Genomic DNA, 26,761 nt, shown 5'->3' on the forward strand with positions numbered 1-26,761 from the left:
CCGGCCAAGGCGAAAGAAACCGTAAAGCCGGCACATCCTTACAAGTTTAAACATAAGGTTAACGCGCGGCAGGAAATCGTCGTCTTTCGCCCGCCAGGGCCCGGATCCGCGCGGTTTCCGCCGTTCCCGGCAGCATCGCAGGAATCGCGGCACGAGGCGAATCCCAAACCATGCGGCGAGGCGCCATTCACCGAAGATTGGGAAGTTCGCGCGATGCTGCCGGCTTCCGGGTCGTGCATGACGCATCGGCCTCCGTCAGGATCGCCGAGACCGCCGATGGCCAGACCCGCTGCCGCCCAGACCTCCCATTCCGCCGCGGAGCGCGTCCGGCCCTCCACCGGGCGGCCCATCGATCTCGTCCATCTCGCCAACCAGACCTTCGGCGACCGGCTTCTGGAACGGGAGATCCTGGCGCTGTTCTGCGTACAGCTCTCCACGCTGCGCGCCCGCATGGAGATCGCCGGGCCGGCCGAACGCCTCTCGCTCGCCCATGCGCTGAAGGGCTCCTCGCGCAATGTCGGCGCCTTCGTCCTTGCCGAGCGCGCCGAGACGGTGGAGCTTCTGCCCCTGCACGAGCCCGCGATGACGGCGCTTCTCGAGGAACTCGACGAAGTGCGGGCCTTCGCCGATCGCCTCGCGCACTGACGGGCCCTGCCGGCGCGCCGCGATCGGGCGCCCATCGCCGCCGCGCGCGCATCCCTCGCGGCCCTTCACGGTTGACAACGCGCGAGGGACGTTCTCTCAACCGTTCGATCGCAGTTGCGGGCCGTTTCCTCGGTCCCCCAGATTCCGGACCCGGCAGGCATGACCAAGCTCATCTTCGTCACCCACGAGGGCACGCGCTACGAGATCGAGGCCGCCAACGGCTCGACGGCCATGGAGAACGCGGTGCGCAACGACGTGCCGGGGATCGAGGCCGAATGCGGCGGCGCCTGCGCCTGCGCGACCTGCCATGTCTATGTCGATGAGGCCTTCACCGCGCTCACCGGCGAGCCTGAGGCGATGGAAGAGGACATGCTCGACTTCGCCTTCGAGGTGAAGCCGACCTCGCGCCTCTCCTGCCAGATCAAGATCCGGCCCGAGCTCGACGGGCTCGTGCTGACCGTGCCCGAACGCCAGGCCTGATCGCCACGCCGTTTCGGACCTCGCATCGCGCCGGGAAACGCGCCGGCCGCCCCCGTCAGCGGACGGGGTAGCCCTCGATCGCCTTGGCCAGCGCCCGCGAGAGGCGGCGGTCGACGTCTCGGCCTTCCGCCGCGTCGAAGGCGAGCTGCTCGCGCTCGTGCGCGGCGAGATAGCGGCTCGTCACCTGGTTCACCCGCGCCTCCATCCTCTCGCAATCCGCCTCCGGGCGCAGGTTGCGGATGGCGCTCTCCATCTTCTTCAGCCAACGCTTGGCGATCGTGGCATGCTCGGCCTCGTGGCGGCGGATGTCCTTCTCCAGCGTCTGCCAGACGAGGACGACGTCGGGCGCCGTGCGCCGCGGCTGGACCCAGCGCGGCAGGGTGATCTTGAGATCGAGCGCGAGACGGGGCGTGCCGACGGCGCAGAGGCGGCCGACGCGCTTGTAGTCGACATGGCCGTCGAAGCGCACCTCGGTGGCGCCCGGATGGCGCGCGCCCGTGCCGGTGACGAGCGGGCCCTGGCGCGAGAGGCTGGCGTCGAGCTCGGCGAGCGTGCGGCCCTTCACCGGAAAATAGGTCGTGCTCTCGCGGACTGTGGCGGCCCCGGCGGGAAGCGCGGACAGGACGACGATTCCACTCGCCAGGAGGGCGATGAGGCTACGCATGGCGTCAGGACCTTCCAGGGCGAGGCGATGATGCGAGGCTATCTCATTGACTCGCGTAAACAAGGGCTTTCGCGCCACGGTGATCGCCCGGTTGTCGCAACGGTGCGCGCTGCGCTAAAGCGTGCCCATGGGCATGCGGCGCGTCCGGCGCCGACGCCTGGAGGAGGCGAGGTCGATGGACATTGTACTGCCGCGCGGCGGAACATGGCGGGTCGGCCATGGCCGCAGCCTCGATCTCGACGGGCCGGCCTGCATCATGGGCATCCTCAACGCGACGCCCGATTCGTTCTCGGACGGCGGGCGCTACGCCAGCGTGGAGGCGGCCGTGTCCGCCTCGCTGCGCATGGTGGAGGAGGGCGCCGCGATCGTCGATATCGGCGGGGAATCGACGCGGCCGGGTGCGGTGCCGGTGGATGCCGCCGAGGAACAGCGGCGCATCCTGCCGGTGATCGAGGCGCTCGCGGCGCGCTCCGATTGCCTCATCTCCGTCGACACCTACCGCTCGCAGACGGCGAGGCTGGCGCTGCAGGCCGGCGCCCATATCGTCAACGACATCTGGGGCGCGCAGAAGGACGAGGCGATCGCGCGCGTCGCGGCCGAGTTCGGCGCCGGCCTCTGCCTCATGCACAATGGGCGCGAGCGCCGGACGCTGCCGGACGTGATCGAGGACCAGCACGTTTTTCTCAAGCGCTCGCTCGAGATCGCGGCGGCCGCGGGCGTGGCCCGCGAGGCGATCGTTCTCGATCCCGGCTTCGGCTTCGCCAAGGACGGGCCGGAAAACATGCTCCTGCTCATGCGGCTGGACGAGCTGCGCGCGCTCGGCTTCCCCTTGCTCGTGGGAACCTCGCGCAAGCGCTTCGTGCGCGGCGCGATCGGGCGCGAGGACCCCGAGCCCGACGTCGCGACGGCCGCCACGAGCGTTCTCATGCGCGAGCGGGGCGCCGACATCTTCCGCGTCCACAACGTGCCGGCCAACCGCGACGCGCTCGCCATCGCCGACGCCATGCGCCGCGCCTTCCAGGGCGAGCGCTGGTGAGCGCACGGGCGGCCCTCGGCCTCGGCGGCAATCTCGGCGATCCCCGCGCCTCGATGGCCGCCGCCCTCCGGCGTCTCGACGCGCGGACGGACACGGCGGTCGTCCGCGTCTCGCGCCTCTATTCGACGCCGCCCTGGGGGCTGACGGACCAGCCGCGCTTCCTCAACGCCTGCGCCCTGGTGGAGACGGACCTCGCTCCGCTCGATCTGCTCGACCTCTGCCTTTCGACGGAGACGGCGCTGAAGCGGGAGCGGCGCGAGCGCTGGGGGCCGCGCACGATCGACATCGACCTCCTCGACCACGGCGGCAGCGCGATGGAGAGCGAGCGCCTCGTCCTGCCCCATCCCAGGATCCACGAACGCGCCTTCGTGCTCGTGCCGCTCGCCGACATCGCGCCGGACCTCTGCCTTCGCGGCCGCACCGTCTCCGCCTGGCTCGCGGAGACGGATACGGCCGGAATCCTTGCCGAGAGCGCGGACGGATCGTGGTGGTGCGGGGCGGGGGCGCCGGCCGGCTGAGCGGGACCGGCGGGCCGGGTCCTCGCGTTACTCGGCGGCGGCGCTGCGCCGGCCTTCGGTGCGCTTCAGGTTCATGCCGATGACGGGCACGAGCTCCCCGGCGACGCGCACGGAGACGGTGATCGCCAGCGTGTCTTCCTTGGTGATGCGCGCGACCATCGCGCCCTTCAGCTGCTTGCGGTCGAGGCCGACGACGATCTTGTCGCCTTCCACCGCGCCCGACACGATGTCGAGACCCTTGCCGGCGGCGCCGTCCTGGAAGGCGCCCTTGTAGCCGCTGCCGCTGCGGATGACGGCGGCCCTCATCGGCTGGGAAAACAGGCCGACGCGGCAGGCGCCGTCGAGATCGACGCCGACGGAGGCCTGCTGCTGGAGGCCCGCGAAGTCGCAGGTGAACTTGGTGCCCTTGTACTTGCCGGCGACGATCTCGCCGGGACCGCTCCACTTGCCGTAGACCTGGTTGAAGAAGGCCTCGTCGCCGGCGGCGCCGGCCGGCGCCGTGAACGGCAGGGCGGCGAGGAAGGCGAGGGCGAGACCTGCGACGTGCGTGCGGAGCATGGGAAGCCTTCCCGGCGATGCAAGTGGTTGTTTCGTGGCTCCTTTATCGGCGCGAAGGGTTAACCAAGCCTTTCCGAGAGGCTCTCCGTGCACGCGGCCGCACGCCGCATGGCAGGCCGGCCACAGGGCCCCGATGCGGATCAGCGCGCGCGGCGGGCGTCCGAAATCCTGGCGATGGCCGACAGGTCGGCGAGGAAATCGCCGATGGTCGGGCGCCGCGAGCGCAGGAACGGGATGGGCCGGCACAGATCCATCGCGGCAAGGCCGACGCGCGCCGTGAGGAGCCCGTTGACGACGCCTTCGCCCAGCCGCGCCGAGAGCTTGGAGGCGATGCCGTGGCCGACCACCTGCTGCACCAGGCTGTCGCCGATCGAGATCGTGCCGGTCACCGCGAGATGGGAGAGGACGTCGCGCGTCAGCCGCACGAGCCCGAGCGCGCCGGGCCGCGCGCCGTAGAGTTCGGCCATGCGGCGGATGAGGCGCACCGTCTCGAAGAGGACGAAGACGACGTCGACCAGCGCCTTGGGGCTCACGGCGGTGACGACCGAAACGCGCTTGGAGGAGGCGAGGACGAGCGCGCGGGCCTTCAGATCGAGCGGCGTCAGAAGTTCGCGCTCGGCCAGCGCCACGAGGTCGGCCCCGTCGATCACCTCCTCGTCGAGCTCGGCCATCCTGGCGCGGCCGAGGCCCGTTTCCGGCTTGGCGGACAGGAAGGAGACGAGCTTGGCGACCACGCGGCGAGCGGCGGAAGCGTCGTTCGTGTCGTAGGCGGCGAGCGCGTCGCGCCGCTCGGCCTCGATGGCCGAGAGGCGCATGAGCGCGACGGTCTCGCGCGCCACGACGCCGAGCGCGCCGGCAAGAAGCAGGAGGGACAGGCCGAGCGCCGTCCAGCCGAGCCACTCGTTGCGCGCGAACAGGTCCCGCACGAGGTCGTCGACGGCAAGGCCGATGCCGAGCGACAGGAGGGCACCGAGGGCGCCGACGAAGAGCTTGCCGAAGGAGAAGCCGCGGCGGCGGGCAAGGGCCGGTTCGGGCTCGAGCGCCTCGAGCGCCTCGGCCTCGATCGCCTCGTCCGCCTCGATCGTGACGAGGCTGAGATCCTCGATCGCGCGGGGCGGGCGCTGCGCCTCGCGAACCGGCGTCGCGTCCGGCCCGCGCGGCGGGGTCTGGCCGGGCAGCCGGTACGCGCCGGGGGTCCGGGAGGGGCGGTCCATGGGCTCGTCGCTCACGTCAGCTTGTCCCCGAGCAGGAATTCGAGCGCCCGGTCGAGCCGGATATGGGGCAGGGAGAGGGTGAGCCCCTCGGCGTCGCGCTCCAGCCGCGGCGGTTTGAAGCGCACGAAGTTCACCGCCTCGCGCGGCCGATGCCCCGCGCCGAAAAGGCGCCTGGGGTCGGCCGGCAGGTCGCCGGGGAAGATCGCGGTCTCGGTCCGCCCGTCGAAGCGCTCGCCCGCGATCGTCTCGCCTTCCATGGGCGTGCCCACGATCACGGGAAGGGTCTCGCCGCCATCCTCCACATTCGCCTCGCGCGTCGCCCGGATCGCGGCGAGCGCGAGGACGTCGGTCCTGGCGCCGGAGAACTTCGCGCGGGCGATCGCCTCGTCGAGGAGATGGCGCACGATCTGTTCCAGTCGGCGGTGGCTGTCGCGGTGGAGATGGTCGGCCTTGGTGGCCGCGACCAGGATGCGGTCGATGCGGCGCGAGAGCAGCGAACCGAGCCAGGAGGCGCGGCCGGGACGGAAGCAGGCGAGGATGTCGGCGAGCGCCGTCTTCAGGTCCTCCACCGCCTCGGGGCCGGCATTGATCGCCTGCAGGGCGTCGACGAGGAGGATCTGCCGGTCGAGCCGCACGAAATGCTCGCGGAAGAACGGTTTGACGACGACGGTCTTGTAGGCCTCGTAGCGCCGCGCGAGCACGGCGGCGAGCGAGCCCTTCGGGTAGGTCTCGGAGGGCTCGACGGGCAGGGGCGCGAAGGTGAGCGCGGGCGAGCCTTCGAGATCGCCGGGCATCAGGAAGCGGCCGGGCGGCAGGGTGGAGAGGGCGCTCGCATCCGCGCGGCAGGCGTTGAGATAGGCGGCGAAGGTGCGCGCCAGCCCCTGCGCGACCGGCTCGGACATCGGCGCCGACAGGTCCGCCCCGTCGAGCAGGGCCAGGAACGGCGCGGCCTGTTCGCGCCGCGAGGGGAGCCTCGCCCGCGCGATGGACTCGGCGGAGAAGGTGGCGAAGTCCTTCTCCAGCAGCGGCAGGTCGAGCAGCCACTCGCCGGGATAGTCGACGATGTCGATCGTCAGCCGTCCGGGGCCGAGAAGCCGCGACCAGGCGGAGGCCGACTCGAACTGCAGCGTGAGCCGCAATTCGGAGATGGCCCGGGTCGATTGCGGCCAGAGGCGCTCCTCCAGCACGGTGCGCACATGGTCCTCGTACTGGAAGCGCGGCACCGCGTCGTCGGGCTGTTCCTCCAGCCGCGCACGGGTGATGCGCCCGCCGGACTGGGCGGAGAAGAGCGGCAGGCGCCCGCCATGCAGGAGATTGTGCACGAGCGCGGTGATGAAGACGGTCTTGCCGGCGCGCGAGAGCCCGGTGACGCCGAGGCGCAGGGTGGGGCTGAAGAGGCCCGTGGTGCGGTCCGCGAGCGTGTCGAGGACGATGCGGGCCTCGTCGGCCATTGAGGTCATGGGATGCGTCATCCGGCGGCGGTTGCGGTCGTCGGCGATATAGGCGCCCGCGCCCCCTGTCGTAAGGGGCGGGCGAAGCGGGGCGGACGGTGGCGGTCGTCGGCCGGGCCCGGCGTCAGTCCTCGCCGCGATCGGGAACGAGAAGCGCGCGCAGCCGGCCCGCGCCCGGCACGATCTGCGCCAGACCAGGCTCGAAGGTGACGATCGCAAGCCCCGCGGTCGGGAAGCCGTAGCGCAGCGCCCGCAGGCTGTCGCCGTCGCCGGTTCCGCAGAGGGAGGAGACGAAATCCTCCACCATGGGATTGTGCCCGACGATGAGCACGCAGCCGCCGGAGGCCGCATTGGCCTCCGCATAGTAGGCCTCGATGCCGAGCGCGTAGAGATCGTCGCTGTGCCGTTCGGGGCAATCCGCGGGGAGAGCCGGTCGCAACCCGTCCAGCGTCTCGAGGGCGCGCGCGGCGGTGGAGCAGACCACGGCGGAGACGACGTACCCCCCGTCGGCGATGGCCCGGGCGGTGACTGGAACTTCGCGCCGGCCGCGATCGTCGAGCGGCCGCTGGTGATCGCGCTGCCCGGGCAGTGCCCAGGAAGAATGCGCGTGTCGCACGATCAGGAGGCAGTGACGGGAGGCGGCGTCGGACATGCGTTCTGGACTAGGTGAAAAGCGTTCGGCGGGCAATCGTCGGCGGGCCCGGTCGATGGCCGGTCCGGGGACTCTCCTGCGTCCTCGTGGGCCGGAAACGACGCCATGCCGGACCGGCCGACGACGCGCGATGTCCGGCAAGTCCGTTCAAAGCAAGTTCCGCACCAGTTCTCGCCTGCAAGCTTTTCGCGCAGGGTCGCGCCGATGGGAGTACATCGGCGGAGCTGTGATCGAGACTTTGTGAATGTCTAATGAATATAGAGCGTTACGTTTTCTGAGAGCGGTCGCCGGTACGGGTTGATCCCCGCTTGTTCGCAACGTGAAGCGTCGCTATAAGCCCCCTCGGCGGCAACGGAGATACGCAATGAGTGAGACTCTTAGCGGGGCAACGGCGTTGATCGAAGATGGGCCGTTCATGAACGATCGTCAGAAAGAGTATTTCCGCAAGAAACTTCTCGACTGGAAGGCGGAAATCCTGCGCGAGGCCCGCGACACGCTGGACGCACTCGCCAACGAGAACAGCAACCTGGCCGATGTCGCCGACCGCGCCTCCTCGGAGACCGACCGCGCCATCGAGCTGCGCGCGCGGGACCGGCAGCGCAAGCTGATCTCCAAGATCGACGCGGCGCTGGAGCGGATCGAGGACGGCACCTACGGGTTCTGCGAGGAGACCGGCGAGCCCATCAGCCTCAAGCGCCTCGATGCCCGCCCGATCGCCACCATGTCGCTCGAGGCGCAGGAGCGCCACGAGCGTCGCGAAAAGGTCTATCGGGACGAATAGTCCCGCCGTCGCACCCGCCGGGCCTTCGGCCGGGCGGACCGGCATCGACCGCGCACCGCGGCGGCGATGTCTTCGGTCAGGGCGATCGCGACCTGACCGACGGGCTGCAGGACGCAGCGGACTATCCGGCAGCGCGCCCGACGATGGGCGCGGAACCGGTCGGACCGGCCGCGATGCCGGGCGAGGCTTAAAGACGCGCGACTCTTTCCGCCTGTCCAAGGCCGGCCTCGTTGCAGTAGGCGCGCTCGCGCTTCCTTCGATACGATTTCAATCAGACGAAAGCCGCCATGGACGGATCCACGGCGGCTTTGGCATGTCCGGTCGGTCCGCGCCTCAGCGGCGCGGCGGGTCGATCATGTGGTCGAAGGTGAAGTCCCCGAGAAGCCGCTCCATCTCTTCCTCCAGCGTCAGCTTGCGCGGCTGAGGCGGTTCCGCGTCGACGGCCGGGCGCGGCGGCGGCGGCGGCGATGCGGGCGCGATGGTCGGCGCCGTGCGCTCGGCGGCGGAGGTTGGCGTATCGGAAGGACCGGCGGGAAGGGGCTTGCGCTCGCCCGCCTCGCTGACGGGAGCGGACCGCTCGGCGCTCACCGTTCCGAAGGACGGGGCGATGCGCTCGGCGGGCGGAACGCTCGTCTCGCGCCGTGGCTCGACGACCGGAGCGGGCGCGGCAGGCATGGCGCCGCGCGCCGGCGCGGCGGCCGGTGCGCCGATGCCCGGACCCGGCACATGCGGTGCGGCGGCCGGGCGCGGCGACGCGGGCTGCGAGAGCGTCGGCGCGTCGGTCGGAGCCCTGACGGGCGGCGCGACGGACGAGGATTTCGGCTCCGGCGCGATCTCCGGCGCCGTTGCCGCATCCTCGGCCGGGCGATTGCGGGCCGCGAGCGCGGCGAGGACGGATGCCGCCACGCCCTGGGGCTCGCTCGGCAGGGTCGGCACCGGCGCCGGGGCTTTCGCTGCGGCCGGGGCCGCGGGCGTCACGTCGCCATCGAAGAAGGAGTCGTTGCCGAAATCGGAGTCGAGTTCGGCGGAGAGGAAGTCTTCGAGGCTCGGCTCGTCCGCGCCAGGCTTTTCCTTCGGGCCGCCGGTCTCGGGGGCCGGGGGCGAGGGCATCTCGCTCGGACCCTTCCGGTTCTGGATCGCGCTCGCGAAGCTCGTCACCGACAGAGGCCGGCGTTCGCCCTCCGTGGAAGGCGTCGGCTCGCGCTTCTCGATCGAGATCGTCGGGGCGGTGAGGTCGGCGACCGAGCCGGCTCCGGCCGGATCCTGGTTCATCCGCGCGCGCAAGGCCGCGCGGTCCTCCTCGCCGTCATGGGGGTGGGGTTCGCTGGGTGCGTCGGCGGGAGGGGGCGGCGCGACGGGCTGGGGCGTCGCGGCCATGGGCGGCAGGGGCCTCGCCTCGACCGGCGTCGCGCGCGGCATGGGAGAGGAGGCGAGCGGCGGGGCGGCGGGGCGCGTCTCGGCGATGCGCTCTCCGGCCGTGCGCTCCTTGGCGGTGCGGGGCAGCGAAGGGTAATCGGCCGCAGCCGGCGTGGGCCGCAGGTCCGCCGGCCGCGGGGCCTCCAGGGCCGGCTTCGGGCGCAGCGCCGGCACGGGCGCAACGGTTTCGGCCGCAGCGGGCGTCTGCACAGGCGCGGCGCGCGCGACGGGCGTCTCGGCACGCGGGGCTTCAATGTTCGGCGTCTCGGGCTTCGACGCTTCGAGGGACGGGGCTTCGTCGCGCGCCAGGACCGGCTCGACGCGGCTGGTCTCCCGCTCGATCGGCGGCGCCTTCGCGGCCGGGGTCGGCGCGCCGTCGCGGTCGGCCGGATGATCGGCGCCCGGCGTCGGCAGGCGCGGCGTCAGCGGGGCGGCCGCGACGAGCGGCGCCGCCGTCACCGCCACCGGCACGGTCGGCGCTGCGGGCGTGTCCAGCCGGGCGGGCTGGGCGTCGCGCGCCTGCGGCATCGCGCCGCGCGCGACGGGCTGCGCCGTGCGGGGGCGCTGCACGGGCAGCGGCAGGGGCGGGCGATCGAGGCTCGGCACCGGCGCCGGCCCCTCGACCCGCGGCCGCGGCCGCTGGCGCGGCTGGGCGGAGGCGAGGCGCGGCTCGGCGGCATCGACGCGCTCGAGGCTTGCCGGCTCCGGCCGCCCGCGCGCCGCCAGGGGCTGGCGCTGGATCGTGCCTTCCACGACGAGATCGTTCTGCCCGCCGATGAGCACGAGATGCTCCACCTCGTCGCGGCGCACCAGGACGAGCTTGCGGCGCTGGTCGACCGACAGGACGTCGAGGATCGCAAGGCGCGGTGCCCGCGAGCGCAGGCTGGCGCCTCCCGTGCCGAAGGCCTTGCGGGCGAGCAGGATCACCACGATCGCCAGGGCGCAGACCGCCACCATGACGATCGCCACCCAGAGGATCGGCGCCATGCTCTCACCCGTCATTTCGCTGATCCATTGCGGCATGTTGGAACACCTTCAGCCTCGCGCGCCGGCGATGCGCATCGCCCGTCCGCCCTTCGACCCTTCCGGGTCATCGGAACGCAAGCGACGCGCGCAAGAACAGGACCGCGCCCGCGGGCCGGTCCGTTGTATCGCCTATCTGCAGATGGCAAGCATCGCAACAGTTTGACGGATCATACTGAGCCATTGGGTGCCCGTTCGGCACAAACCGGCTTTATCGGTGCGCGTATCGCTCCTTCCGGCGCTGCCGCACCCTCGCTTCCGGCGATGGTTTGATTCAAGATCGCGGGACGGCGCTGCAGGAACGAATCGCAATGAGTTTCACGACGTTGACGACGATGGACAAGCCTCTCATCGATCGCGCGGCGGGCGCTTCGCTCGCGCGGCGGCTGCTGCTTCTGGGCGGCGCGCTGATCCTCTTCGCCGCGGTCCTGGCGCTTGTCGGCCATGCCTATGGCGGCACGGCCGTCCTCGTCGTCTTCGGGCTCCTCGCCATCGTGGGCATGGCGGCGATCTTCGCCGGCGCGCTCGGCTTCCTGGAGCTGACCGGGCGCGTGGCGGACGGCGCCATCGCGCGCGTCGTCCTCGACAGCGCCGAGATCGGGGCGCTCGTCGCCGACCGGCGCGGCCGCATCCTCTACGCCAACCGGGCCTATGGCGAGCTCACCGGCGCGCGCACGGGCGCGGAGACGAAGACGCTGGAGCGGCTGCTCGCCCGCGAGCCCGAGGCCTCCGAGGCGATCTACCATCTCGCCAATCTCGCGCGCGAGAACCAGGCCGGCCAGCGCGAGTTCCGCCTCGGGCGGCCGCTGTCGGGCCTCGCCGGCCCGGAGGCGAGCCCCCGCTGGTACCGCGCGACCGTGCGTCCGCTCTCTACCGAAAGCCAGACCCTGCAGGCCTGGAGCATCGCCGACGTCACCGCCGACCGCCAGCTCCAGGAGACCTCCTTCAAGGAGCTCCAGCACGCGATCGACTATCTCGACAAGGCGCCCGCCGGCTTCTTCGCGGCCGACGGCGAGTGGCGTCTCGTCTATCTGAACGCGACGCTCGCCGGCTGGCTCGGCATCGACCTCGCCGAATTCCGCCCGCTCGGCCCCAGCCTCTACGATTTCCTGCCGCCCAACGCCCATTCGCGCCTCGCACTCAAGCCCGGCAGTGCGGACGAGGAGGGGCGCAGCATCATCGATCTCACCCTCTCGCCGCGCGGCGGCGGCGTCCTGCCGGTGCGGCTCCTCGTCAAGCCCGTCGCGGGCGAGGAGGGCGCGCCCGGCATGATGCGCGTCCTCGTGCTCTCGCGCGGCCTCGAGGCGGAAGCGGCGACGGACGGGCGCAATCTCGACGTCGGCTTCAGCCAGCTCTTCGATTCCTCGCCCATGGGCATCGCCGCCCTGGAACGCTCGGGGCGCGTGCGCCGCTGCAACCCCGCCTTCGCGCAGATCTTCGGCGCCGCGGTCGCCGAGGGCGAGGCCGCGCTCGGCACCGACATGGCGGCGAACGACCGCGAGGGCTTCTCCCACGCCCTGGAGGCGGCGATGGCCGGCCGGCCCGGCGCGCCCTTCGTCGATGTCGACATCACCGGCGCGCGGCCGCGCTCCGTGCGCCTCTATCTCTCCTCGATCCCGGCCCAGGGCGGCGAGGGCAAGGACGCCGCGATCCTCTACTGCGTCGACGTGACGGCGCAGCGCGCGCTGGAGGAGCAGGTCGCCAAGAGCCAGAAGATGCAGGCGGTGGGCAATCTCGCCGGCGGCATCGCGCACGACTTCAACAACGTCCTGACCATCATCACCGCGTCGGTGGACTTCCTCCTCCTCAACCACCGCACGGGGGATCCGTCCTTCCAGGATCTCCTCCTCATCAAGCAGAGCGCCAACCGCGCCGCCTCGCTCGTGCGCCAGCTCCTCGCCTATTCGCGCCGCCAGACGATGCGGCCGAAGATGCTGAACCTCACCGACGTGATCGCCGACATGCATCTTCTTCTGAAGCGGGTGTCCGGCGAGACGGTGAAGCTGGAGCGCCATCACGCCCGCGACCTGTGGCCGGTGATGGCCGATATCGGCCAGTTCGAGCAGGTCGTCACCAATCTCGTGCAGAACGCGCGCGACGCCATGCCGAAGGGCGGCACGATCTCAATCGCCACGCGCAATGTCGGCGCGGCGGAGGCGGCCGAGTTCCGCTATGCCGAGATGCCGGCGGGCGAATACGTTCTCGTCGAGGTGGCGGACAACGGCACGGGCATGCCGGCGGACGTGGCCGAGCGCATCTTCGAGCCCTTCTTCACCACAAAGGACATCGGCAAGGGCACGGGCCTCGGCCTCTCGATGGTCTACGGCATCGTGAAACAGTCGGGCGGCTTCATCTTCGTTGAGACCAAGCCCGACCAGGGCACGATGTTCCGCATCTTCCTGCCGCGCCACGTGCCCGCCGAGCAGCCGGCCACCCGGCCGGACGTCGCCCAGCCCGTGGACAACGCCAAGCGCGACCTCTCGGGCACCGCCTCCATCCTTCTCGTCGAGGACGAGGACAATGTGCGTGCGGTCAATGTGCGCGCGCTGCGCATGCGCGGCTACGAGGTGCACGAGGCCTCCTCCGGCCTCGACGCGCTGGAGGTGATGGAGGAGATCGGTGGCAAGGTGGATCTCGTCGTCTCCGACGTGATGATGCCCGAGATGGACGGCCCAACCCTCCTGACCGAGATGCGCAAGACGCGGCCCGACCTGAAGTTCGTCTTCGTTTCGGGCTATGCGGAGGACGCCTTCAAGAACCTGCCGGAGGGCGAGACGTTCGGCTTCCTCGCCAAGCCCTTCTCGCTGCGCGACCTCGCGGTGACGGTGAAGGAGATGCTGGACTCCTGAGGGGTTCAGCCGGCGGCCGCCTGCGCCTGCGCCACGGCGATGCGGGCGGCGAGCCGCGCGTTCGACTGGACCAGCGCGATGTTCGTCTCCAGCGAGCGTCCGCCGGACAGTTCGAAGATGCGCTGCAGGAGGAAGGGCGTCACCGCCTTGCCGGAGATGGCGCGGGTCTCGGCTTCCGCCAGCGCCGCCTCGATCCAGCCGCGCACCGTCTCGCCGGGGATCTCGTCGGCCGCCGGAACCGGGTTGGCGACGAGCAGTCCGCCTTCGATGTCGAGCGCCTCGCGCGCGGCCTGGAACGCGGCGATCTCGCCCGCGCTGTCGAGGCGCAGGGGCGCCGGCAGTCCGGAGGTGCGGGACCAGAAGGCCGGCAGATCGTCCGTGCCGTACCCGACGACCGGGACGCCTTTCGTTTCAAGCACTTCGAGCGTCTTCTTCAGATCGAGGATCGCCTTGGCGCCGGCGCAGACGACGATGACCGATGTGCGGGCGAGCTCCTCGAGATCGGCCGAGATGTCGAAGCTCTCCTCGGCGCCGCGATGCACGCCGCCGATTCCGCCCGTCGCGAAGACGCGGATGCCGGCGCGCGCCGCCGCGATCATCGTCGCGGCCACGGTCGTCGCACCGTTCCGGCCGGTGGCGAGCGCGAAGGCGAGATCGGCCCGCGAGAGCTTCATCGCGTCCTTCGTCTGCGCCAGTCCCTGCAGCTCGTCGTCGGTGAGCCCGATCTTCAATCGGCCGCCGAGCACCGCGATCGTCGCCGGCTCGGCGCCTTCCTCGCGCACGATGGCCTCCACCCGGCGCGCCATCTCCAGATTGCGCGGCCAGGGCATGCCGTGGGTGACGATGGTCGATTCCAGCGCGACCACCGGCCGGCCGGAGCCGAGGGCGCTTTCGACGGCGGGCGACAGATGCAGGACACGCGTCATTATTCGAACTCTCCGGGAAGCGTCTGGGGCGCGGCCATCGCGGCGAGCGCCCGTGATATCGCGGCCTGCGCGTTGGAACGCGGCAGGCCGTCGGCGCCGACCCTGAGCGAGGCGGCCGCGATGCCGCATCGCACGGCCTCGACCCAATCGAGGCCCTCGCAATAGTGGTGGAAGGCGACGCCGGCAAGCGTGTCGCCGGCCCCTGTCACGTCCTGCGCCGCCACGGCCGGCGGGCGCTGCAGGTGAATGGCGCCGCGATCGAGGATCAACGCGTCGCGCGGCCCGTCGGTCACCACGGCACGGCGCACGCCGAGTTCGGCGAGAAGTTCCACGACGAGCGAGGGCCGCGTTCCGGCGGAGGCTTCCACGAGGCTCGCCGCCTCCGCCAGCGAGACGAACAGGGCGGAGAGGCGCGGCAGGAGCGGCAGCAGGGCCCGGACCTTCGCCGGCGAGACGCCGATGGCGCCGATGGGACGCGGCGTCGCGGCCAGCGCGAGGCGCTCCAGCGTCTCGGATGGAAGGTTCGCGTCCACCAGGAGCGCGTCGCATGCGTCCAGGGCCTGGCGCAGCTGCCGGCGGGCGACGAGGCGCGGCTTCAGAAGCGCGTAGAGCGCCATGTCGGCGATGCCGGCGACGAGTTCGCCCTCGTGGTCGAGGATCGCGGTATAGGTCGGCGTCGCCCGGTCGAGCCAGGTGATCGCAAGGTCCCGCACGCCGAGGCGCGCGAGCGCCTCCTCCACCACGAGTCCCGTCGGGTCGCCGCCGCGCGCGCCGAAGAAGGAAACCGGGCGTCCGAGCGCTGCGAGGGCCAGCACCGCATTATAGGCCGTGCCTCCGACCGCTTCCTCCAGCCGCCCGGGATTGGAGGCCTGCGCGCGGTACGGCTGGTCGGAGCGGGCGCGGCGGTCGATATGGGCGGCGCCGCAGACGAGGATCGGCGAAAAGGCGTCGGCCCGGTCTTCGGCGTTCATCGTTTGTTAAACCTTGCAGCGTTCGAGCGCCGAATCGGAGCGACCCGGAAAGAGGGAACAGAACGGGAATATGCCTTGAAGAAAGAGAACAAAAAAGATACGTAGGAGTTCATTGCAGCCGTGGCCGACGCGTGGAATAAGGACCGGATACTATGGCTCAGAATTCCCTCCGTCTCGTCGAGGATAGCTCAGTGGATAAGACCAAGGCACTCGATGCGGCGCTGTCGCAGATCGAGCGCGCATTCGGCAAGGGTTCGATCATGCGTCTCGGGGCGACCGAGAAGCTGGATATCGAGACCGTCTCCACCGGATCGCTCGGGCTCGACATCGCGCTCGGCATCGGCGGCCTGCCCAAGGGCCGCGTCGTGGAGATCTACGGCCCGGAAAGCTCGGGCAAGACGACGCTCGCGCTGCATACGATCGCCGAGGCCCAGAAGGCCGGCGGCATCTGCGCCTTCGTCGATGCAGAGCACGCGCTCGATCCGGTCTATGCCCGCAAGCTCGGCGTCGAGATCGACAACCTCCTGATCTCGCAGCCCGACACGGGCGAGCAGGCGCTGGAGATCGTCGACACGCTGGTGCGCTCGGGCGCCATCGACGTCCTCGTCGTCGATTCGGTCGCCGCGCTGACGCCGCGCGCCGAGATCGAGGGCGAGATGGGCGACAGCCTGCCCGGCATGCAGGCGCGCCTGATGAGCCAGGCGCTGCGCAAGCTCACCGGCTCCATCTCGCGCTCCAAGTGCATGGTCATCTTCATCAACCAGATCCGTATGAAGATCGGCGTGATGTTCGGCTCGCCCGAGACGACGACGGGCGGCAACGCTCTGAAGTTCTACGCCTCCGTGCGCCTCGACATCCGCCGCATCGGCGCGATCAAGGACCGCGAGGAGGTGACCGGCAACCAGACGCGCGTCAAGGTGGTGAAGAACAAGCTCGCGCCGCCTTTCCGCGAGGTCGAGTTCGACATCATGTATGGCGAGGGCGTGTCGAAGGTCGGCGAGCTGATCGATCTCGGCGTGAAGTCGGGCATCGTCGAGAAGTCGGGCTCCTGGTTCTCCTATAACAGCCAGCGTCTCGGTCAGGGGCGCGAGAATGCCAAGACCTTCATCAAGGACCATCCGGAAGTCGCGGCCGAGATCGAGGCCGCGATCCGCTCCAATGCCGGGCTGATCGCCAGCCAGTTGCTCGAGGGCGCGCCCGAACCGGACGGCGAATGACCGAACCCGAAGGCCGGGCCGCTCGTCGGACCCGGCCTTTTTCTGTCCGGCTCTTGGAGCGCGCCGCGTTCCGGTGCGGCGCCGGGCGGGGCGGCGGCCTCCGCGATCGGCGGGGTGTCGCGGCGTGTCGTGACAATGGACACCCCATCGGGGGCTCGCTAAAAGCGCTCTCGTCGCGCGGCGAAAGGCCGTCGCGCGCGGTTTTTCGGCATTTCGAGGGCGGTGGCAATGAGTGGCGTAAACGAGATCCGGTCCGCGTTCCTCGATTATTTCGCGGCGAACGGCCACGAACGCGTCGCCTCGTCCCCGCTCGTGCCGCGCAACGACCCGACCCTGATGTTCACCAATGCCGGCATGGTGCAGTTCAAGAACGTCTTCACGGGCCTGGAGAAGCGTCTCTACGACCGTGCCGCGACGGCGCAGAAATGCGTGCGCGCCGGCGGCAAGCACAACGATCTCGACAATGTCGGCTATACCGCCCGTCATCACACCTTCTTCGAGATGCTCGGCAATTTCTCGTTCGGCGACTATTTCAAGGACCGGGCGATCGAACTTGCCTGGAACCTGATCACGCGCGAGTTCGGCCTGCCGAAGGACAAGCTCCTCGTCACCGTCTATTCGCAGGACGAGGACGCCGCCGCGCTCTGGCGCAAGATCGCCGGTCTCTCGGACGACCGCATCATCCGCATTCCGACCTCCGACAATTTCTGGTCGATGGGCGAGACCGGCCCTTGCGGACCCTGTTCGGAGATCTTCTTCGACCATGGCGACCACATCTGGGGCGGACCTCCGGGCAGCCCGGAGGAGGACGGCGACCGGTTCATCGAGATCTGGAACCTCGTCTTCATGCAGTTCGAGCAGCTCGGGCCGGACGAGCGCGTCAGCCTGCCCCGGCCGTCCATCGACACGGGCATGGGTCTCGAGCGCGTGGCGGCGGTGCTGCAGGGCGTGCACGACAATTACGACATCGACCTCTTCAAGGCGCTGATCGCGGCCGTGGAGAACGTCATCGGCTCGCGGGCCGAGGGCGAGCAGCGGGCGAGCCATCGCGTCATCGCCGATCACCTGCGGGCGACGGCCTTTCTCATCGCGGACGGCGTCCTGCCGTCCAACGAGGGGCGCGGCTACGTGCTGCGCCGGATCATGCGGCGCGCGATGCGCCACGCCAAGCTTCTGGGGGCGCGCGAACCGGTCCTCTACAAGCTTCTTCCGGTTCTGGTCTCGGAAATGGGCCGGGCCTATCCGGAACTCGGCCGCGCCGAGAGCCTGATCTCCGAGACGCTGAAGCTCGAGGAGAAGCGCTTCCTGCAGACGCTCGACCGCGGTCTGGCGCTTCTCACCGAGGCCACCGACGGGATGGAGGAGGGCGCCAAGCTCTCCGGCGAGACCGCCTTCAAGCTCTACGACACCTACGGATTCCCGCTCGACCTCACGCAGGACGCCCTGCGCTCGCGCGGCATCGACGTCGATCTCGACGCGTTCAAGACTGCGATGGAGCGCCAGAAGGCGGAGGCCCGCGCGAGCTGGGCGGGGTCCGGCGAGGCGTCGTCGGACGCGGTCTGGTATCCGATCCGCGACCGGGTCGGGGCCACCGAGTTTCTCGGCTACGACACGGAGAAGGCCGAAGGCGTCGTCGTGGCTCTCCTGCGCGAGGGAGCCGAGACCGCCGAGGCAGGCGAGGGCGAGGAGGTCTCGGTCATCGTCAACCAGACGCCGTTCTATGGCGAATCCGGCGGCCAGCTGGGCGATGCCGGCACGATGCGCGGCGAGGGTGTGACGGTCGAGGTTCTCGACACGCAGAAGGTCGCCAACGGGCTCTTCGTCCATCGCGCGCGGGTCGTCTCGGGCCGGTTGAAGATGGGCGCGGCGCTGGAACTCGAGGTCGATCACGCCCGCCGCAGCAGGATCCGCGCCAATCATTCCGCGACCCATCTCCTGCACGAGGCTTTGCGCGAGGTCCTGGGAACGCATGTCGCGCAGAAGGGCTCGATGGTCGGGCCGGACCGGCTGCGGTTCGATTTCTCCCACCCCAAGCCGATCGAGTTCAGCGAGCTGGAGACGGTCGAGCGTCTGGCCAACGCCGTCGTGCTGCAGAACGAGCCGGTCGAGACGCGGCTGATGGCCGTGGACGATGCGATCGCCCTCGGTGCCATGGCGCTGTTCGGCGAGAAATACGGCGACGAGGTCCGCGTCGTCTCGATGGGAACGGCGCAGGAGGGAGAGAAGGCCGGCCGGACCTACTCGCTCGAACTGTGCGGCGGCACGCATGTGAAGGCCACCGGCGATATCGGCCTCGTCCATGTCCTGTCGGAAAGCGCGGTCGGAGCCGGCGTGCGGCGTATCGAGGCGCTGACGGGCGCGGCCGCGCGCGATCACCTGCGCGAGCAGGAGGCGCGGGTGCGGCGCATGGCGCAGCTTCTCAAGGTCGGGCCGGGCGAGGCGGTCGAGCGGCTGGAGGCGGTGGTCGACGAGCGCCGACGCTTCGAGCGCGAGCTGGCCGAGGCGCGCAAGCGCCTAGCGATGGCCGGGCCCGCGGAGGGCGCTTCGCCTGCGCAGCCGAAGGAGATCGGCGGCGTCAGCTTCGTCGGTCGCGTGATCGAGGGCGTTGCCGCCAAGGATCTCAAGGGTCTGGTGGACGAGGCGAAGACGGCGCTGGGAAGCGGCGTCGTGGCGTTCGTCGGTGTCGCCGAGGGAAAGGCGAGCGTCGTCGTCGGAGTCACGCCCGACCTGACGGACCGGATCGACGCCGTTCGTCTCGCGCGCGAGGCGAGCGCCGCCATGGGCGGCAAGGGCGGCGGCGGGCGTCCCGACATGGCGCAGGCCGGTGGCCCGGAAGCCGACAAGGCCGCCGACGCGGTCTCGGCCGTCGAAGCGCTGTTGACCGCACTTTGATATAGGCCTTCGCATGAGCCGACCCTTCGGGCCGGTTCATGCGACGTGACTGGATTGTCGGGCGCTGCGCGGGCTGCGGAAGTGCCCCAGGCGTCAGAACGCGTCGTTCCGGACGGGTGACGGTCTGAAACGATGGATGGGCGCTCCAAGCCAGTGGAATGGACGACGGGCCGAAACGACAAAGGCCGCCGCGGAGGTTTTTCCGCGGCGGCCTCGTCATGTCAGGGACTCGAAGATCAGTCGTCGGCCTGCGGCAGCGCGGTGATGGCGGCGGGGTCGAGATTCACGACGAGGTTCTTGCCGTTCATTGCCAGATTCTCGATCGGCACCACGCGATCCTCGTCGTCCGACACGACGGAATCGTCGAAGTCGATCTTCACGACGCTGGCGGTCGTCTCGTTGGCACCCATGACCGAGTCGATCTCACCGATCTCCTTTCCCGAGGCGTCGTAGACATCCATGTCCTCGAGATCGTCGGCCGAGACGTTCAGCATCGGCACCATCGCGTCGTCGTTCACGTCGACCATCGTCATCGGCGTCGTCGAAGCGGTGGTCTGGGCGAAAGCGGGGGCGGAAAGGCCGAGAGCGGCGGTGACGAAGGCGAGCGGGAGGGCGTTGCGAAGGATGGACATGAGCGGGAAATTCCTCTGCCGTGTTGATGTCGGCAGGGTAATGACGAACCGCCCGGATCGTTTCGCACCGCATTGGAGAAAGTGCGGGCAAGGCATTGAAGAGATTGTGATCGACAGACCGCAGGCCGTATGGGAACCCGGCAGGCAAACGCGTCCCGGGTTCGTTCGGGAGGCCTCGAACGCAAAACGCCCGGTCTCTCGACCGGGCGTCCGTTTGGCGTGGCGATCGTCGTGACGGCGTCAGGCCATGGCCTTCTGGAGGTTCTCGTCAATCTTGTCGAGGAAGCTCGCGGTGGACAGCCAGGGCTGGTCGGGACCGATGAGGAGCGCGAGGTCCTTCGTCATGAAGCCGCTCTCGACCGTCTGGATGCAGACGCGCTCCAGCGTCTCGGAAAAGCGCATCAGCTCGGCATTGTCGTCGAGCTTGGCACGATGGGCGAGGCCGCGCGTCCAGGCGAAGATCGAGGCGATGGAATTAGTGGAGGTCTGCTCGCCGCGCTGGTGCTGGCGGTAGTGGCGCGTGACCGTGCCGTGCGCGGCTTCCGCCTCGACCGTCTTGCCGTCCGGCGTCATCAGGACGGAGGTCATCAGGCCGAGCGAGCCGAAGCCCTGCGCCACGATGTCGGACTGCACGTCGCCGTCGTAGTTCTTGCAGGCCCAGACGTAGCCGCCCGACCATTTCAGCGCAGAGGCGACCATGTCGTCGATCAGGCGGTGCTCGTACCAGAGCTTCTTCTTGTCGAATTCGGCCTTGAACTCGGCCTCGAACACCTCCTGGAAGATGTCCTTGAACCGGCCGTCATAGGCCTTGAGGATCGTGTTCTTGGTGGAGAGGTAGACGGGGTAGTTGCGCAGGAGGCCGTAGTTCAACGAGGCGCGGGCGAACTCGCGGATCGACTCGTCCTGATTGTACATGGCCATCGCGACACCGGCGTCGGGCGCCTGATAGACCTCGTGCTCGATCGTCTCGCCGTCCTCGCCGACGAACTTGATCGACAGGGTGCCCTTGCCGGGGAAGCGGAAGTCGGTGGCGCGGTACTGGTCGCCGAAGGCGTGGCGGCCGACGATGATGGGCTTGGTCCAGCCCGGCACGAGGCGGGGCACGTTCTTCATGATGATCGGCTCGCGGAAGATGACGCCGCCGAGAATGTTGCGGATCGTGCCGTTCGGCGACTTCCACATCTTCTTGAGGCCGAATTCCTCGACGCGCTGCTCGTCCGGCGTGATCGTGGCGCATTTCACGCCGACGCCGTGCTTCTTGATGGCGTTGGCCGCGTCGATCGTCACCTGGTCGCCCGTGGCGTCGCGATGCTCGACCCCGAGGTCGTAATATTCAAGCTCGATATCCAGGTAGGGGTGGATGAGCTTTTCCTTGATGAACGACCAGATGATGCGCGTCATCTCGTCGCCGTCGAGCTCCACGACCGGATTGTCGACCTTGATCTTTGCCATCGGTGCCTTCCTGACAGATCTTGATTGCAGCTTGCCCGATCGCCGTCTTCGGAACGCGGGGCCGGTGCGGCGCCCTATAGCATCCATGGTCGCACACGCAAAGGAAAGCGCCGCCGTGCAAGGGGTGTCGCGCAGTGAGGTCCGGTCTTCGGGAGGGGCGGCATGAGATCGACGATCGTGGCGCAGGCGCCGGCGGGCGCCATCGCGGGCCGGCGCCGCGGCCGGGTCCTGCGCTTCCTCGGCATTCCCTATGCCGAGCCGCCGCTGGGCGCTTTGCGCTTCGCCGCCCCGCGCCGGCGCGCGCCCTTCGAAGGCATCTTTCCCGCGCTCTCCTGGGGCGCCGCGGCCCCGCAGCGCCGCTCGCTGCCCGAACCCGTCGCCCGCATCGCGCGCCAGAGCTTCCTCTTCTCGGAGGACTGTCTGAACCTTCACGTCTTCACGCCGTCGCTCGAAGGCCGGCGCCCGGTCCTGGTCTTCATCCATGGCGGCGCCTTCGTCATCGGCTCGGGCGCGCAATATCCCGGCGACGATCTCGTGGCGCGCGGCGACTGCGTGGTCGTCACGATGAACTACCGGCTCGGGCAATTCGGCTTCAACGCCTTCGACCAGCACTTTCCGGGCGACGAGCGCTTCGTCGCCAATGCCGGCCTGCTCGACCAGCGCCTGGCGCTCGAATGGGTGCGCGACAATATCGAGGCCTTCGGCGGCGACCCGAACCGCGTGACGATCGCCGGCGAATCGGCCGGTGCGGCTTCGGTGGCCTTCCACCTCCTGCATGCGCCCTCGCGCCCTCTCTTCCATCAGGCGATCATGCAGTCGGGCGGGCTGAACCTCTTCTATCCGCGGCTTCATGCCGGCACCGTCGCGGGGCGCGTTCTCGAACGGCTCGGCGCGCTCGGCGATCCCGACCGGCTGCTGATGCTGGACTATGCCGACTTCGCCGCCGCCGCCGCCGCGCTGGCGCCGGACCATTCGGGCCTCGTTTCCCGCCCGCATATCGACGGCGTGACGCTGCCCGACCGGCCGCTCGGCGAGCTCTATGCGCTGGCCAAGCCCGTTCCGCTTCTCATCGGCACGAACCGCGACGAGTTCTCCTTCTTCAGCGACCTGCCGATCTTCCCGATCGACGGCAGCTACGCCGCGCTCGCAGCCTGGGTGCGCGAGGCGGCGGGGGCGGAGGCGGCCGAGCGGCTCGGCACGGTCTATGCCGACGAGCGGCGCGGGCGCCTGACGCTGGGAACCGACATCCTCTTCCGCATGCCCGCCCTGCATCAGGCAGAGGCGCAGGGCCGTTCGGCGCCGACCTTCGTCTACCGGCTGGACTGGGAGGCCAAGGGTCTTCTCTCCAAGCTCGGCGCGACGCATTCGGTGGATCTGCCGCTCCTCTTCGAGGATTTCCTCAAGCCCTTCCGCAGCGCCTATCTCGGCCTCCTGCCGGATCCGAGCCGCCAGGCGCTGGCCGCCCGCATGCGCGACCGCTGGGTCGCCTTCGTGCGGGACGGGCGGCCGGGCGATGGCTGGCCGGCCTACGATCCGGCAGAGCGCCTGACCATGATCTTCGGCGCGCGCGACAAGGTGGTAGGAGACCCGGAGGGGCCGCGGCGCCTCGCCTTCGACGGGATCGACGCCTTCACGCGCTGAGGGCGGCGCAGACGGAGGCGCCGCGACGCTTGGCCGGCGCGAACGAAGGGAGTATCAGCACCCGTCCCTCCTTTGCCCTCCGGTGCCATGTCCGTATCGTCCGAGCCTTCGCCCGCCATCATCCTCTGCGAGCCGCAGCTCGGCGAGAATATCGGCATGGTCGCGCGGGCCATGGCGAATTTCGGGCTCGGGGACCTGCGCCTCGTCAATCCGCGCGACGGATGGCCGAGCGAGAAGGCCCGGGCCGCGGCCTCGCGTGCCGATCACGTGATCGATGCCGTGACGCTCTACGAGACGACCGCCGAAGCGGTGGCGGACCTCTCCTTCGTCTATGCGACCACGGCGCGGCCGCGCGACAGTTTCAAGCCGGTGCGCGGGCCGAAGGAGGCCAATGCCACCCTGCGGGCGCGGATCGGCGCCGGCGAGAGCTGCGGCATCCTCTTCGGCCGCGAACGCTTCGGCCTCTCCAACGAGGAAGTGGGCCTGGCCGACGAGATCGTGACCTTCCCCGTCGATCCCGCCTTCGCCTCGCTCAACATCGCGCAGGCCGTCCTTCTCATGTCCTACGAGTGGCGCAGCGGGCTGCTCGGCGAGGCGGCGGGGCCGCGCTTCACCGCGCCGCCCGCTCCGCAGGCCAAGAAGGAGGATCTGCAGAGCTTCTTCGCGCATCTGGAATCCTCGCTCGAGGCCGCCGGCTATTTCTACCCGCCGGAAAAGCGCGAGGTCCTGGCGCAGAACCTGCGGACCATGCTGACGAAGGCCGCGTTCTCCGAGCCCGAGCTGCGTTCCTTGCGCGGCGTCATCCGCTCCTTCGACCATGCCGCGGCCAAGGCGCGCTCGTCCGATGGCGCATGAGCGTCCGATCCTCGTCTTCGACAGCGGCATCGGCGGGTTGACGGTCCTGCGCGAACTGCGCTGGGTCCTGCCCGACCGGCGCTTCGTCTATGTCGCCGACGATGCCGGCTTTCCCTATGGCGACTGGGCGGAGGCGCCGCTGGTGGCGCGGATCGGCGATCTCTTCGAGGAGCTGATCGCGCGCCACGACCCGGAGATCGCGGTGATTGCCTGCAACACGGCCTCCACGCTCGTGATGGGCAGTTTGCGGGAGCGGTTCGCCATTCCCTTCGTCGGCACGGTGCCGGCGATCAAGCCGGCCGCCGAGCGCACCGCCTCCGGCCTCGTCTCGGTGCTGGCGACCCCCGGCACGGTGCGGCGCGACTACACGCGCGGCCTGATCGAACAGTTCGCCAGCCGCTGCGAGGTGCGCCTCGTCGGTTCGAAGGCGCTGGCGGGGCTTGCCGAGGCGCATCTGCGCGGCGGCGCCGTGGACGCGGAGGCGGTGCGGGCGGAGATCGCGGACTGTTTCGTGGAGAGTGAGGGCCGGCGCACCGACATCGTGGTGCTGGCCTGCACGCACTACCCGTTTCTTGCCAATCTCTTCCGCAAGCTGGCGCCCTGGCCGGTGGACTGGCTGGATCCGGCCGAGGCGATCGCGCGCCAGGCGATGAAGCTTCTGGCGCCGCGCGGCGCCGATGCCACCCTGCCGGAGGGCTTCGACCGGGCCTTCTTCACGGCGGGTCCACCGAACGCCGCGACGCGGCGGCTGATCCACGGATTCGGTCTGGCCGCCTGAGCGCGGCGGTCGAATCGGGGAACGCCGGATGCGGGGAAACGTTAGGGGCCCATCGCATCGCAACACGAGGCTGCCCCGTCCATGGACGTCATCCGCATCATTCTCGCCATCCTCCTGCCGCCGGTCGGCGTCTTCATGCAGGTCGGGCTCGGCAAGCATTTCTGGATCAACTGTATCCTGACGCTGTTCGGCTACATCCCCGGCATCATCCACGCGATCTGGGTCATCGCGAAATACTGACGGCCGGCGGGCAGGGCGCCCCGGCCGTCAGGCCGCGAGGCCGTCACGCGGTTGACATCCGGCGCCCCGTCCCCTAACCACCGCGTCAACCGGCGGGGTTCATCCCGGCCGGTTTTCGACGTGTCCCGTGGACGACCCATGCCTTCGTGCAGCGTTGTCGTCCTGTCAGTCCGCCGCAGGCGGGCAGAGGAGGGCGCGTTTCCTGGGCGAACCTGCCGGATTGGCCGGCGGGCGGCCCGTCTTTTTGGGAAATGCGATGAGCAAGCGCGACTCAGTCAAGTACAAGATCGATCGCCGTATGGGCGAGAACATCTGGGGCCGTCCGAAGTCCCCGGTGAACCGCCGCCAGTACGGCCCCGGCCAGCACGGCCAGCGCCGCAAGTCCAAGGTCAGCGACTTCGGTCTCCAGCTGCGCGCCAAGCAGAAGCTCAAGGGCTATTACGGCGACGTGTCCGAGAAGCAGTTCCGCCGCACCTACGAGGAGGCGGCCCGCCGCCGTGGCGACACTTCGGAGAACCTGATCGGCCTTCTCGAGAGCCGTCTGGACGCCGTCGTCTACCGCGCGAAGTTCGTGCCGACGATCTTCGCGGCGCGCCAGTTCGTCAATCACGGCCATGTCAACGTGAACGGCCGTCGCACGAACATCCAGTCCTATATCTGCAAGGCCGGCGACGTGATCGAGGTCCGTCAGAAGTCCAAGCAGCTCGCCATCGTCATCGAGGCGACGCAGCTCGCCGAGCGCGACGTGCCGGACTATATCGAGGTCGATCACAACAAGATGGTCGCCACCTATGTGCGCGCCCCCGGCCTGCACGACGTGCCCTATCCGGTGCAGATGGAACCGAACCTCGTCGTCGAGTTCTACTCGCGCTAAGCGACAGGTCCGACGAAACGAACGAAAGGCCGCCCTCGGGTGGCCTTTTTTCGTTGATGCGTCGCGTTTTCAGCCAAACGCCGGGCCGACCTTGCTATAGGACCGGCGAAGGGATGGGTTCGATGCTCGACGACGCAAGGATGGACGCCGACGGCGCCGATGGCGATGAGGAGACTGCGGGGGCGGGGGCGCATCCGCTGTTTCGCGCCGCGCCTTCGTCCGTCGGCTTCAAGAAGCTGCGCAAGCGGCTGCTGCGCGAGGTTCGCGAGACCATCGCGACCCATGCGATGGTGACGCCCGGCGCGCGCTGGCTCGTGGCGATCTCCGGCGGCAAGGATTCCTACGCGCTGCTCGCCCTCCTCCTCGACCTGCAATGGCGCGGGCACCTGCCGGTCGATCTCCTGGCCTGCAATCTCGACCAGGGCCAGCCGAACTTTCCCAAGCACGTTCTGCCCGACTTCCTGACGCGGCACGCCATCGCGCACCGCATCGAGTATCGCGACACCTATTCGATCGTGAAGGAGAAGGTGCCGGCCGGCGCGACCTATTGCTCGCTCTGCTCGCGCCTTCGCCGTGGCAACCTCTACCGCATCGCCCGGGAGGAGGGCTGCGAGGCGCTGGTGCTCGGCCACCACCGGGACGACAGTCTCGAGACCTTCTTCATGAACCTGTTCCATGGCGGCCGGCTTTCCGCCATGCCCGGCAAGCTCCTGAACGACGAGGGCGACCTCTTCGTGCTGCGGCCGCTGATCCGCTCGGCGGAGGAGGATCTGGCCCGATTCGCCGCCGCCCTCGACGTCCCGATCATCCCCTGCGATCTCTGCGGGAGCCAGGACGGGCTGCAGCGCCAGGCCGTGAAGGCGATGATCGCGGGCATGGAGGCGAGCGCGCCCGGCCGCAAGGACATCATGATCAGGGCGTTGTCGAACCTTCGCCCCGGCCATCTCCTCGACACGTCGCAGTTCGATTTCACGGCCCTCACGCGCCGCTAGAAGG

25 protein-coding genes are annotated in these 26,761 nt (G+C 69.6%); 15 read left to right on the forward strand and 10 right to left on the reverse strand.

Features of this window, described 5'->3' with window-relative positions:
* Window positions 1-276: 276 nt before the first annotated feature.
* Complete coding sequence (locus ASG48_RS18445; protein ID WP_055847515.1) at window positions 277-645, forward strand: Hpt domain-containing protein; 369 nt, start codon at window positions 277-279, stop codon at window positions 643-645.
* A gap of 159 nt (window positions 646-804) precedes the next feature.
* Window positions 805-1,125: a 2Fe-2S iron-sulfur cluster-binding protein gene (locus ASG48_RS07715; RefSeq protein WP_055847518.1), complete on the forward strand. Its 321-nt coding sequence runs from the start codon at window positions 805-807 to the stop codon at window positions 1,123-1,125.
* Between the two features lie 55 nt (window positions 1,126-1,180).
* Here ASG48_RS07715 and ASG48_RS07720 read toward each other — a convergent pair whose 3' ends face one another.
* Window positions 1,181-1,789: a DUF922 domain-containing protein gene (locus tag ASG48_RS07720; RefSeq protein WP_055847520.1), complete on the reverse strand. Its 609-nt coding sequence runs from the start codon at window positions 1,787-1,789 to the stop codon at window positions 1,181-1,183.
* Window positions 1,790-1,964: 175 nt separating this feature from the next.
* Here ASG48_RS07720 and folP point away from each other — a divergent pair, with 175 nt between their 5' ends.
* A complete protein-coding gene (gene folP, locus ASG48_RS18750) occupies window positions 1,965-2,825 on the forward strand; it encodes a dihydropteroate synthase (protein WP_055847524.1) in 861 nt (286 codons plus the stop codon).
* A complete protein-coding gene (gene folK, locus ASG48_RS18755) occupies window positions 2,822-3,343 on the forward strand; it encodes a 2-amino-4-hydroxy-6-hydroxymethyldihydropteridine diphosphokinase (protein WP_055847527.1) in 522 nt (173 codons plus the stop codon). The genes folP and folK overlap by 4 nt, the downstream gene beginning before the upstream one ends.
* 27 nt (window positions 3,344-3,370) lie before the next feature.
* Here folK and ASG48_RS07735 read toward each other — a convergent pair whose 3' ends face one another.
* The 4 genes from ASG48_RS07735 to ASG48_RS07750 form a co-directional block, all read right to left on the reverse strand.
* Window positions 3,371-3,901, reverse strand: coding sequence for a hypothetical protein (locus ASG48_RS07735; protein WP_055847530.1), 531 nt, complete (start codon window positions 3,899-3,901; stop codon window positions 3,371-3,373).
* A 140-nt stretch (window positions 3,902-4,041) separates the two neighbouring features.
* A complete protein-coding gene (locus ASG48_RS07740) occupies window positions 4,042-5,115 on the reverse strand; it encodes a TIGR01620 family protein (protein WP_055847532.1) in 1,074 nt (357 codons plus the stop codon).
* An 11-nt stretch (window positions 5,116-5,126) separates the two neighbouring features.
* Window positions 5,127-6,575 carry a YcjX family protein gene (locus ASG48_RS07745; protein ID WP_156381500.1) on the reverse strand — a complete coding sequence of 483 codons (1,449 nt, stop codon included), beginning with the start codon at window positions 6,573-6,575 and terminating at the stop codon, window positions 5,127-5,129.
* Window positions 6,576-6,690: 115 nt separating this feature from the next.
* Window positions 6,691-7,218 carry a histidine phosphatase family protein gene (locus tag ASG48_RS07750; protein WP_055847536.1) on the reverse strand — a complete coding sequence of 176 codons (528 nt, stop codon included), beginning with the start codon at window positions 7,216-7,218 and terminating at the stop codon, window positions 6,691-6,693.
* Between the two features lie 364 nt (window positions 7,219-7,582).
* Between ASG48_RS07750 and dksA the strand changes: the two genes are divergently transcribed.
* On the forward strand, window positions 7,583-7,999 hold the full coding sequence (dksA, locus tag ASG48_RS07755) for an RNA polymerase-binding protein DksA (protein ID WP_055847539.1): 417 nt from the start codon (window positions 7,583-7,585) through the stop codon (window positions 7,997-7,999).
* Between the two features lie 333 nt (window positions 8,000-8,332).
* On the opposite strand, the gene ASG48_RS07760 is transcribed toward dksA, so the two are convergent.
* Entirely contained in the window at window positions 8,333-10,417 is a 2,085-nt protein-coding gene (locus tag ASG48_RS07760; protein WP_162243912.1) for a flagellar biosynthetic protein FliO, read from the reverse strand.
* Here ASG48_RS07760 and ASG48_RS18450 point away from each other — a divergent pair.
* Together ASG48_RS18450 and ASG48_RS07765 are read left to right on the forward strand one after the other, a co-directional pair.
* Window positions 10,401-10,604, forward strand: coding sequence for a hypothetical protein (locus tag ASG48_RS18450; RefSeq protein WP_162243913.1), 204 nt, complete (start codon window positions 10,401-10,403; stop codon window positions 10,602-10,604). The two genes, ASG48_RS07760 and ASG48_RS18450, sit on opposite strands and share 17 nt — an antisense overlap.
* 145 nt (window positions 10,605-10,749) lie before the next feature.
* Window positions 10,750-13,287: a PAS domain-containing protein gene (locus tag ASG48_RS07765; RefSeq protein ID WP_055847544.1), complete on the forward strand. Its 2,538-nt coding sequence runs from the start codon at window positions 10,750-10,752 to the stop codon at window positions 13,285-13,287.
* Between the two features lie 5 nt (window positions 13,288-13,292).
* Here the strand turns inward: ASG48_RS07765 and ASG48_RS07770 are convergent, their stop codons facing one another.
* Together ASG48_RS07770 and ASG48_RS07775 are read right to left on the reverse strand one after the other, a co-directional pair.
* Window positions 13,293-14,213, reverse strand: coding sequence for a pseudouridine-5'-phosphate glycosidase (locus ASG48_RS07770; protein ID WP_055847547.1), 921 nt, complete (start codon window positions 14,211-14,213; stop codon window positions 13,293-13,295).
* Window positions 14,213-15,184 carry a PfkB family carbohydrate kinase gene (locus ASG48_RS07775; RefSeq protein ID WP_055847549.1) on the reverse strand — a complete coding sequence of 324 codons (972 nt, stop codon included), beginning with the start codon at window positions 15,182-15,184 and terminating at the stop codon, window positions 14,213-14,215. Before ASG48_RS07775 ends, ASG48_RS07770 begins: the two co-directional genes overlap by 1 nt.
* A 152-nt stretch (window positions 15,185-15,336) precedes the next feature.
* On the opposite strand from ASG48_RS07775, the gene recA reads away from it, so the two are divergent.
* Together recA and alaS are read left to right on the forward strand one after the other, a co-directional pair.
* Complete coding sequence (gene recA / locus ASG48_RS07780) at window positions 15,337-16,401, forward strand: recombinase RecA (protein ID WP_055847553.1); 1,065 nt, start codon at window positions 15,337-15,339, stop codon at window positions 16,399-16,401.
* A 228-nt stretch (window positions 16,402-16,629) separates the two neighbouring features.
* The gene (alaS, locus tag ASG48_RS07785) at window positions 16,630-19,293 is read left to right on the forward strand and encodes an alanine--tRNA ligase (RefSeq protein WP_055847556.1); all 2,664 of its coding nucleotides are present in this window, start codon (window positions 16,630-16,632) and stop codon (window positions 19,291-19,293) included.
* A 236-nt stretch (window positions 19,294-19,529) separates the two neighbouring features.
* Here alaS and ASG48_RS07790 read toward each other — a convergent pair whose 3' ends face one another.
* Both ASG48_RS07790 and ASG48_RS07795 read right to left on the reverse strand, forming a co-directional pair.
* Window positions 19,530-19,925, reverse strand: a complete 396-nt coding sequence (locus tag ASG48_RS07790) for a PRC-barrel domain-containing protein (protein WP_055847559.1) — start codon at window positions 19,923-19,925, stop codon at window positions 19,530-19,532.
* Window positions 19,926-20,165: 240 nt separating this feature from the next.
* On the reverse strand, window positions 20,166-21,377 hold the full coding sequence (locus tag ASG48_RS07795; RefSeq protein ID WP_055847562.1) for an NADP-dependent isocitrate dehydrogenase: 1,212 nt from the start codon (window positions 21,375-21,377) through the stop codon (window positions 20,166-20,168).
* Between the two features lie 162 nt (window positions 21,378-21,539).
* On the opposite strand from ASG48_RS07795, the gene ASG48_RS07800 reads away from it, so the two are divergent.
* The 6 genes from ASG48_RS07800 (at window position 21,540) to ttcA (ending at window position 26,757) form a co-directional block, all read left to right on the forward strand.
* Window positions 21,540-23,018: a carboxylesterase family protein gene (locus ASG48_RS07800; RefSeq protein WP_055847565.1), complete on the forward strand. Its 1,479-nt coding sequence runs from the start codon at window positions 21,540-21,542 to the stop codon at window positions 23,016-23,018.
* 87 nt (window positions 23,019-23,105) lie between these two features.
* The gene (locus tag ASG48_RS07805; protein ID WP_055848037.1) at window positions 23,106-23,873 is read left to right on the forward strand and encodes an RNA methyltransferase; all 768 of its coding nucleotides are present in this window, start codon (window positions 23,106-23,108) and stop codon (window positions 23,871-23,873) included.
* Window positions 23,836-24,651 (forward strand): glutamate racemase, encoded by an 816-nt coding sequence (gene murI, locus ASG48_RS07810; protein WP_055847568.1) that lies wholly within the window; start codon window positions 23,836-23,838, stop codon window positions 24,649-24,651. The genes ASG48_RS07805 and murI overlap by 38 nt, the downstream gene beginning before the upstream one ends.
* Window positions 24,652-24,732: 81 nt before the next feature.
* A complete protein-coding gene (locus ASG48_RS17870; RefSeq protein WP_082529310.1) occupies window positions 24,733-24,891 on the forward strand; it encodes a YqaE/Pmp3 family membrane protein in 159 nt (52 codons plus the stop codon).
* 256 nt (window positions 24,892-25,147) lie between these two features.
* Window positions 25,148-25,765, forward strand: coding sequence for a 30S ribosomal protein S4 (gene rpsD / locus ASG48_RS07815; protein ID WP_055848039.1), 618 nt, complete (start codon window positions 25,148-25,150; stop codon window positions 25,763-25,765).
* Between the two features lie 140 nt (window positions 25,766-25,905).
* Window positions 25,906-26,757, forward strand: a complete 852-nt coding sequence (gene ttcA, locus ASG48_RS07820) for a tRNA 2-thiocytidine(32) synthetase TtcA (protein WP_156381523.1) — start codon at window positions 25,906-25,908, stop codon at window positions 26,755-26,757.
* Window positions 26,758-26,761 lie beyond the last annotated feature (4 nt).

The organism is Aurantimonas sp. Leaf443 (assembly GCF_001425575.1).
In the GTDB taxonomy this organism is placed as follows: Bacteria; Pseudomonadota; Alphaproteobacteria; order Rhizobiales; family Rhizobiaceae; genus Leaf443.

What these genes read in the sequence shown, in the direction of transcription:
- ASG48_RS18445 (WP_055847515.1), top strand. Translation starts at nt 277, where the DNA reads ATGGCCAGACCCGCTGCCGCCCAGACCTCCCATTCCGCCGCGGAGCGC.
- ASG48_RS07715 (WP_055847518.1), top strand. Translation starts at nt 805, where the DNA reads ATGACCAAGCTCATCTTCGTCACCCACGAGGGCACGCGCTACGAGATC.
- ASG48_RS07720 (WP_055847520.1), bottom strand. Translation starts at nt 1,789, where the DNA reads ATGCGTAGCCTCATCGCCCTCCTGGCGAGTGGAATCGTCGTCCTGTCC.
- folP (WP_055847524.1), top strand. Translation starts at nt 1,965, where the DNA reads ATGGACATTGTACTGCCGCGCGGCGGAACATGGCGGGTCGGCCATGGC.
- ASG48_RS07735 (WP_055847530.1), bottom strand. Translation starts at nt 3,901, where the DNA reads ATGCTCCGCACGCACGTCGCAGGTCTCGCCCTCGCCTTCCTCGCCGCC.
- ASG48_RS07740 (WP_055847532.1), bottom strand. Translation starts at nt 5,115, where the DNA reads ATGGACCGCCCCTCCCGGACCCCCGGCGCGTACCGGCTGCCCGGCCAG.
- ASG48_RS07745 (WP_156381500.1), bottom strand. Translation starts at nt 6,575, where the DNA reads ATGACCTCAATGGCCGACGAGGCCCGCATCGTCCTCGACACGCTCGCG.
- ASG48_RS07750 (WP_055847536.1), bottom strand. Translation starts at nt 7,218, where the DNA reads ATGTCCGACGCCGCCTCCCGTCACTGCCTCCTGATCGTGCGACACGCG.
- dksA (WP_055847539.1), top strand. Translation starts at nt 7,583, where the DNA reads ATGAGTGAGACTCTTAGCGGGGCAACGGCGTTGATCGAAGATGGGCCG.
- ASG48_RS18450 (WP_162243913.1), top strand. Translation starts at nt 10,401, where the DNA reads ATGCTCTCACCCGTCATTTCGCTGATCCATTGCGGCATGTTGGAACAC.
- ASG48_RS07760 (WP_162243912.1), bottom strand. Translation starts at nt 10,417, where the DNA reads ATGACGGGTGAGAGCATGGCGCCGATCCTCTGGGTGGCGATCGTCATG.
- ASG48_RS07765 (WP_055847544.1), top strand. Translation starts at nt 10,750, where the DNA reads ATGAGTTTCACGACGTTGACGACGATGGACAAGCCTCTCATCGATCGC.
- ASG48_RS07770 (WP_055847547.1), bottom strand. Translation starts at nt 14,213, where the DNA reads ATGACGCGTGTCCTGCATCTGTCGCCCGCCGTCGAAAGCGCCCTCGGC.
- ASG48_RS07775 (WP_055847549.1), bottom strand. Translation starts at nt 15,184, where the DNA reads ATGAACGCCGAAGACCGGGCCGACGCCTTTTCGCCGATCCTCGTCTGC.
- recA (WP_055847553.1), top strand. Translation starts at nt 15,337, where the DNA reads ATGGCTCAGAATTCCCTCCGTCTCGTCGAGGATAGCTCAGTGGATAAG.
- alaS (WP_055847556.1), top strand. Translation starts at nt 16,630, where the DNA reads ATGAGTGGCGTAAACGAGATCCGGTCCGCGTTCCTCGATTATTTCGCG.
- ASG48_RS07790 (WP_055847559.1), bottom strand. Translation starts at nt 19,925, where the DNA reads ATGTCCATCCTTCGCAACGCCCTCCCGCTCGCCTTCGTCACCGCCGCT.
- ASG48_RS07795 (WP_055847562.1), bottom strand. Translation starts at nt 21,377, where the DNA reads ATGGCAAAGATCAAGGTCGACAATCCGGTCGTGGAGCTCGACGGCGAC.
- ASG48_RS07800 (WP_055847565.1), top strand. Translation starts at nt 21,540, where the DNA reads ATGAGATCGACGATCGTGGCGCAGGCGCCGGCGGGCGCCATCGCGGGC.
- ASG48_RS07805 (WP_055848037.1), top strand. Translation starts at nt 23,106, where the DNA reads ATGTCCGTATCGTCCGAGCCTTCGCCCGCCATCATCCTCTGCGAGCCG.
- murI (WP_055847568.1), top strand. Translation starts at nt 23,836, where the DNA reads ATGCCGCGGCCAAGGCGCGCTCGTCCGATGGCGCATGAGCGTCCGATC.
- ASG48_RS17870 (WP_082529310.1), top strand. Translation starts at nt 24,733, where the DNA reads ATGGACGTCATCCGCATCATTCTCGCCATCCTCCTGCCGCCGGTCGGC.
- rpsD (WP_055848039.1), top strand. Translation starts at nt 25,148, where the DNA reads ATGAGCAAGCGCGACTCAGTCAAGTACAAGATCGATCGCCGTATGGGC.
- ttcA (WP_156381523.1), top strand. Translation starts at nt 25,906, where the DNA reads ATGGACGCCGACGGCGCCGATGGCGATGAGGAGACTGCGGGGGCGGGG.